This is a genomic window from Burkholderia sp. 28_3, from assembly GCF_003253915.1.
Taxonomy (GTDB): domain Bacteria; phylum Pseudomonadota; class Gammaproteobacteria; order Burkholderiales; family Burkholderiaceae; genus Burkholderia; species Burkholderia cenocepacia.
In genome coordinates this window covers 1-7,064 of the sequence record NZ_QKZF01000061.1, presented here as the reverse complement: position 1 = coordinate 7,064, position 7,064 = coordinate 1, and the positions used below count along the sequence as shown (strand labels likewise).

Genomic DNA, 7,064 nt, shown 5'->3' with positions numbered 1-7,064 from the left:
GCGAAGGTCGACCCGCGATCACTTCGTCGAGGCGCCCTGAAGCCCTATCATCGACTTGCCCCTCGGCGTCAACCCCGCACTGCTATAGATACCTGGGTTTTGCCAACGCCACTGGGTCCGAGCAGCACGACATTCTCGGCACGCTCCACAAAGGCAAGACTGCCGAGTTCGAGAACCAATGCTTTCGGTACGCCGAGCACGAATTCGAAGTCGAATTCATCAAGCGTCTTGATTGCCGGGAATCCAGCCAGACGCGTCAGCATCCGGCGCATTCGCTCCGCGCGTGCCATCGCTTCATCCTTCAAGGCCTGTTCGAGGAAGTCGAGATAGCCGAGCTCGCGTTTGGCGGCCATCTGGCCGAGGTGCGCAATCTGTGTCGGCAAGTGCAGCAGGTTGAGCTGCTTGCACAACACAGTCAGTCGTTCGAGCTGCGGCGTCATGCGCTTACCTCCTGTGCGCGGCTGAACGCGTCGTAGACCGACAACGGGTGCTGCAACGGTTTGTTCCACTCCGAGGTCGCGTACCGTGATGCTGGTTTCGGCTGCTGATGTGGCGTCGCTCCCGTTCGAACCGATCGTCCCACGTATGGTGCCGGCAGTGGCAGAAGATGCGGCCGCTCCTCGAGCAACACCTCGGCCGGAACCCGTTTGGTAGTGCCATGCACCCGGACGTTGGCGACGTCGCGCAACCACAGCCTGACGCGCTCATTGCACAGGCCGCAGTCGGCTGTGAGCCCTGCCTGTTTGAGCATTGAAACCAACGGGACCCAGAAGCTATAGCGCAGATATCCGTTCATACGCTCGACCTTGCCCTTCGTCTTCGCGCGGTATGGCTTGCACACGCGCGGCACGAACCCATGGTGTTTGGCGAAGTCAGCGAACCCCGGATGATATCGGTGCTGCTTCTTGCCATAGGCATCGCGTTTCAGAATCACCGTCTTCATGTTGTCGTACACGATCTCTCTGGTGACGCCGCCAAATGCCTCGAATGCCCGCACATGGCAAGCCAGCAGCGTTTCGATACGCATGTCGGTGACAAACTCCGCGTAGCTGACACGGCTGTAGCCCAACGTCGCAACGAACGCCGCGAGCATGCCGAGTTTGTGCCCCGGCTTACGAAACTCAATCCAGTCCATCTGCATCTGATGTCCCGGCTCTGTCTCGAATCTGACCACCGGGTCGGGGCGTGCAGCGGGGCGAAGCTTCTGCAGATACTCCTGCACCCGACGCAAACCGCCCGTGTAGCCGCGCTCCTCAATCTCCCGCTTGAGCACCGTCGCCGGAATCCAGTCCGGCTTCGCTGCTTCGACACGGCCCTGCAAATAGGCCTTGAAGGGCGCAAGCTTGCCGACGACTGGCTGACGGGCCTTACGCTGCGGCGGACCCGATTCCAGATACTTCCTGACTGTGTTGACTGCCATGCCGGTCTCGACCGCGATGTCCCGAAGGCTGTTTCCCTGGCGACGCAGAATCTCGATTTCCATGTACTCCTCGTAGCTGATCACGGGCCGCCCAAAAGGAGCAACCCTACAACGAGGTGTATCAATTCCTAACTGCGTTGCTGTATCAATTTACAACTGCGCGCGACAAGATAACGATACGCCTATTTTAAGCGGGCTTCTTCCGGCGAAGGAGACTATCCACGCGGAGTTGGTAATATCAAAGAACATCGACAAACAACCAAACAATCAAGCGCAGTTGCATGGACATCTTTTACTACTGGCAGAAGCTGGAATCGAACCTGAAGAACCGTGAGGTCGGATACTTCGGCTCCAACAACTCAAAGCTCACAGACCTCGCTGGACGCTTGCCCAAGCGAATCTGGGTGTTCAAGACGCCGAAGGGCATGAAAGGCTCAATTCAGCTCGTGGGCTCGCTTTTGGTCTCCGATGAGCCACGCGTTGCCGTCAATACCGACTATCCGAACGTGATTTACTACGACCCGTTCTCGCCCGAATCGGTCATCTACACGGAGTCAGGTACGGCTGAGCGAATCACGGAAATTTCGGGTCATTTCCAGTACCGATTCCATGCAGCGTTCAGCGCTAATTTTCAAGGTGACTCGGGAATCCAGGCGTTGGAAACCAACGTCGTGCGTGGCTTGGAGTCGATGGTCGCAGCGTGGCCCAAGGTCCAGCTGCTCGAGCGGGTCAAGGAACCGGAGAAGGTGTACCCCATCAATCCATTTGCCAACAAGCCCATTAAGGCGCCGAAAGGACAATGAAGCGACGAGCAACAGTAATTTGTGAGCGCAACGGCAACGTTCTACTGGTCGCCCGGGAGCGTGGTCGCTGGGCTTTCCCAGGTGGCCGGCAGAAAGCCGGTGAAGACATCGCGTCCACGGCAATCCGGGAACTCGACGAAGAGACTGGGCTGCAAGTTTCAAATAACCACTACCTCTTCCGTTTCGGGGTCTGCGAACCCGGCACTTCGTCTTCATTGTTAGGCTGACGGACGGCTCGGAACCAATACCGTCGAACGAAATAGCGCGCTGCCAGTGGGTCAAACTGAAAGACCTTGCGAAGTTGGACACGAGCATTCCGACTAAGGGGATTGCGGAAATCTTCCTTCGTCAATCGCGCGGCAGCAAAAAGTCGCTGAGCAAGGCAATACAGACATTGATGACATAATCAGCACGAGCTCAGCAGAAGTTGCGACTGACTGCCGTTAGCCCGCCGAGCAGGTGAGACAAATCGACGAGCCTCTGCGCAACCAGGTGGCGAACCTCGCCTTCGCATTGCCACGTTCCGTACACGGCGAGGAGCGACGCGCCCAACACCTCCTGCCGGAACTTCTCCTGAACCGATGTCCAGATGATGATGTTCACGTTGCCGGTCTCATCCTCAATGGTGAGAAACATCACGCCTTTCGCCGTTCCCGGCCGTTGCCGCACTGTGACCAACCCGCAGCCACGAGCGAGTCTGCCATTACGATAGGTCATGAGTGTTGCCGCTGGCATCAGGCGCTGTTCTAGCAGGGCTGGCCGCAGAAGGGAAAGTGGATGCCGGCCGAGCGTGAGGCTCATCGAGTTGTAGTCTGCGACGATGTCTTCGCCTTCCGACGGCGCCCCGAACGCAGGCGTTTCGTCATCGACGCAAGCATCGGCAAGGATGTCGCTGTCGGGCACAGCGGCGACGGACGCCCAGAGCGCTTCGCGTCGATTGCCAGCGAGCAGTGACAGCGAGTTTGCTGCTGCCAGAACCTTGAGGTCATTTCGGTCGAGTTGCGCGCGGCGCGCAAGGTCGCTGACGCTGGAGAACTGCCTCACGGCTCTCGCGGCTTCGATTCGCTCCGCTGCACCGTCCTTCATGCCCTTCAACAGCGACAGGCCAAGGCGTACTGATGGCCTGGATGCCGATGTTTCACGCTCGAGCACCGAATCCCAGTTGCTGATGGTGACGTCGGCTGGGAGCACCTTCACGCCATGTCGCTGCGCATCCTGAATCAACTGCGACGCGGAGTAGAAGCCGAGTGGCATGCTGTTCAGCATCGCCGCGAGGAACGCCTCCGGCTCATGACACTTCAGCCAGCTGCTCGCGTACACAAGCAGCGCGAAGCTCGCCGCGTGGCTTTCCGGGAAGCCGTATTCGCCAAAACCGTGAATTTGCTGGAAGATGGATTCGGCGAAGTCCTTCGTGTAACCGCGCTCGGTCATACCGTTGACGATGCGGTCGTAGTATTTGTCGAGACCACCCTTACGTTTCCAGGCGGCCATCGCGCGGCGCAACTGGTCCGCTTCGCCCGGCGTAAAACCGGCAGCCAGGATGGCCACCTGCATCACCTGCTCCTGGAAGATGGGCACGCCAAGCGTTCGCCCGAGAGCGACCTCCAATGCGTCGCTCGGATACGTCACCGGCTCCAGTCCTTGGCGCCGGCGCAGGTAAGGATGCACTGCGCCGCCCTGAATCGGGCCCGGCCTCACGATGGCCACCTCGATAACGAGGTCGTAGAACTCTCGGGGCTTCATCCGCGGCAGCATGCTCATCTGCGCACGCGACTCAATCTGGAACACGCCCACGGTGTCCGCCCGCGAAATCATCTCGTAGGTCGCCGCGTCCTCGGGAGGTATGTCCTGCATCTCGAAACGCTCACCGCACTGCTCTGACACGATGTCGAGCGTGCGACGGATGGCCGACAGCATGCCAAGTGCGAGCACATCGATTTTCAACAGGCCGAGCGCTTCCAGGTCGTCCTTGTCCCACTGAATGGCGGAGCGGTCTGCCATCGTCGCGTTCTCGACGGGGACCAGCCGCGTGAGCTTGCCGCGGCTGATGACGAAGCCACCGGAGTGCTGCGACAGGTGGCGTGGAAAGTTGAGAATCTGAGCAGCAAGCTTCGCCCAGAGACCGATGAGCGGATTCTCCGGGTCCAGTCCGGATTCAGCGAAGCGTTGAAGCAGGTCGGCCGAATGGTCGAACCACTGATGCGATTTCGCCACCTTGTCCACAATTTGCGGGTCGACGCCGAGCGCCTTGCCGCTTTCGCGCAGCGCGCCGCGTGGCCGGTATGTGGATACCGCTGCAGCAATCGCCGCACGGTCGCGCCCGTACTTCCGGTAGATGTATTGGATGACCTCTTCGCGACGTTGATGCTCGAAGTCCACGTCGATGTCGGGTGGCTCGCCACGTTCCTTGCTGATAAAGCGCTCGAACAGCATGTTCCCGCGTGATGGGTCGACCTCCGTCACGCCGAGGCAGTAACAGACCGCACTATTCGCCGCCGACCCGCGCCCCTGACACAGGATGTGCTGACTGCGGGCAAAGCGCACGATGTCGTAGACCGTGAGGAAATAGGCCTCATATTCCAGTTCGCGGATGAGCTGTAGCTCGTGCTCAATCTGCTCCTGGACGTTGTGCGGAATGCCGTTGGGATAGCGCCGGTGCGCACCGATGTATGTCTCCTGCCGTAAATACGCTTCGTGCGTAAAACCCTCTGGCACGAGCTCGTCGGGATATTCGTAGCGAAGCTCGTCGAGTGAGAAGTTACACCGTTCAAGAATGTTGAGCGTCTCGTACAGTGCACGCGTCGGATACAGGTTCCCCAGCCGAAACCGAGAACGCAGATGGCCCTCGGCGTTTGGCGCGAGGTCGTATCCGCATTCGGCGACGGTCTTACGCAACCGGATTGCCGTCATCGTGTCCTGCAGCGGCTTACGCGAGCGGACATGCATGACGACGTTGCCCGTCGCCACGACCGGTACGCGATACTGGTCCGCCACATGCTCGACGATGCCCCGATGGATGTCGTCCATCGCGTGCTGGTGCAGCGTCAGTCCGACCCATGCACGTCCCGCGAACACGTCGTTCATCCATTCGAGCTGGACGGCCAGCGCATCTTCGGTCGCCGGGAAATCGGGCACCAGAATGGCGAGGCAGTCCGGCATTCCCCGCAGATGCGTGTAGCCTTTCTCTGGCTTCGAGATGTCGTGCGGCGTGAGCAGGTATTCGCCTTTCGCTGCACGCATGCGTCCGAGCGTGATGAATTCGGAAAGGTTGCCGTAGCCCTCGCGATTTTGCGCCAGCAAGATGAGACCGAAGGCCGGCGACCGGTCTGCATTCACGAGCTGAAAGTACGAGCCGATGACCAGGGGGAGCTTTTCTTTCTTCGCTTCGACATGGGCGCGTACGACGCCGGCGAGCGAACACTCGTCGGTTATTGCGAGGCCTGAATAACCGAGCTGGGATGCACGCAGCACCAGCTCTTCTCCGTGCGAGGCGCCGCGGAGGAACGAGAAGTTGGTGAAGGCGAAAAGCTCCGCGTACTCTGGAAGCATCGACGATGGGAAGTCCACGATTGCACCGTCTTATCCGAAGAGGCCGTGCAGATACCAGCGCACTTCTTCCGTCTTCACGACGGGCCGTTCGCGATAAATCCAGTAGCAGCTTTTATCGGCGGCCTCTGCAACGTAGTAGTCGCGCGTCACCGCTTCGCTGTCGTGCCATCCTGCCTCGATGCGCTCCCCAGTCGACACGAGCCTGAGCGGCGAGCCGTAGAACGGTCGATGGTTCTTCATCATGAGCTTGATGGGTTTCTCGAGCAGCCAGGTCGGTCGTGGCAGACCTGGAGGCGGTGCCTGCACCTTCGCATCGTTCTGGATGGGCACCCAGCGGTTCGCCATCTCCGGCCTGTGGTCGGATGTCGGCGCCGCGCGCTCGACGTTCTCCGTGCCAAGCCGCGCAACCAGCAGCTCGATAAGGCGATTGTGGTCTTCAGCTGAACCGCCCGGGTCGAGAAAGAGCGAATCGCTCGGTGGCTCGGCGGGCTGCACGCTGGACGCGGTCAGCCGGACCGCCAGGACGGCGGCTGGCAGTTCGGTGCGACCGAGGCGTTCCTTCAGCAAACGAACGAGGTGCTCCTCGTGCCATGTCGGTTCCGCAAGCGCTATCTCGAGAGTGGTTGGCTCGATGGCTTCGCGGCCGCGCTCATGCTCGAGCGACACCGTGGCATGGGTCAGCGCGAACTGCTGCGCGCTCAACCAGCCGCACAACTGGACTATGAGGCGTTTCGCCGAAAACAGGATGGCGTCGGCATGCTCGACCCGGTCAGGAAGCTCGGTGCGCGCGCTGAAAGTCGGCGGCATCTCGAGCCATTGGTACAGTTCGGGCGAGAGGCCGTAGGCGCGGTCGAGCGCATCGAGCAGCCCGACGCCACAGCGTTTCTTCAGGCCGGCCCGCGGCAGGCGACGGATGTCGGCCAGCACCCGGCAGCCTAGGCCTTGAAACCAGTCGGCAAACCCGCGCAGCTCCTGCACGACCGTGAACGGCAGTGCGTTGAGGTTCCGCTCGAGCGATGGCATCTTGAGCACGCGGCACCAGCCGCGTTTTGCAAGCAGCCATGCTCCCTGGCCAGTCGGCGCCACGCTCATGCGAATCGTCACGCCGATAGACATCACGACCTCGCGCATCAACGCGCAGACTTGGCGGATACCACCGAAGAGACGCAGGCTGGCCGTCACGTCCATCACGATGGTTTTCTGACCGAGAACTGCTGTGCGGGCGCTGACTGTTCCGTTCAAGCTGTGTCGCAGTGCCAAGGAGCTAAATCATGAAACGCATGCACATCCAC

At 60.4% G+C, this 7,064-nt stretch carries 5 protein-coding genes and 1 pseudogene; 2 read left to right on the top strand and 4 right to left on the bottom strand.

The features are described 5' to 3' along the window. Positions 1-77 precede the first annotated feature (77 nt). Both DFS13_RS39370 and istA read right to left on the bottom strand, forming a co-directional pair. Positions 78-440 (bottom strand): annotated as a pseudogene (locus tag DFS13_RS39370) (ATP-binding protein); the annotation flags it as partial. Then, a complete protein-coding gene (gene istA, locus DFS13_RS39365) occupies positions 437-1,483 on the bottom strand; it encodes an IS21 family transposase (protein WP_039339357.1) in 1,047 nt (348 codons plus the stop codon). The pseudogene DFS13_RS39370 and the gene istA, both read right to left, overlap by 4 nt. 218 nt (positions 1,484-1,701) lie before the next feature. Here istA and DFS13_RS39360 point away from each other — a divergent pair, with 218 nt between their 5' ends. Together DFS13_RS39360 and DFS13_RS41100 are read left to right on the top strand one after the other, a co-directional pair. Beyond that, positions 1,702-2,223: a hypothetical protein gene (locus DFS13_RS39360; protein WP_012431281.1), complete on the top strand. Its 522-nt coding sequence runs from the start codon at positions 1,702-1,704 to the stop codon at positions 2,221-2,223. Beyond that, entirely contained in the window at positions 2,220-2,450 is a 231-nt protein-coding gene (locus tag DFS13_RS41100; protein WP_223274461.1) for an NUDIX domain-containing protein, read from the top strand. The genes DFS13_RS39360 and DFS13_RS41100 overlap by 4 nt, the downstream gene beginning before the upstream one ends. 190 nt (positions 2,451-2,640) lie before the next feature. On the opposite strand, the gene DFS13_RS39350 is transcribed toward DFS13_RS41100, so the two are convergent. Together DFS13_RS39350 and DFS13_RS39345 are read right to left on the bottom strand one after the other, a co-directional pair. Next, complete coding sequence (locus tag DFS13_RS39350) at positions 2,641-5,772, bottom strand: error-prone DNA polymerase (protein ID WP_012431282.1); 3,132 nt, start codon at positions 5,770-5,772, stop codon at positions 2,641-2,643. A 30-nt stretch (positions 5,773-5,802) separates the two neighbouring features. After that, on the bottom strand, positions 5,803-6,960 hold the full coding sequence (locus DFS13_RS39345; protein WP_249206034.1) for a DNA polymerase Y family protein: 1,158 nt from the start codon (positions 6,958-6,960) through the stop codon (positions 5,803-5,805). Between the last annotated feature and the right edge of the window lie 104 nt (positions 6,961-7,064).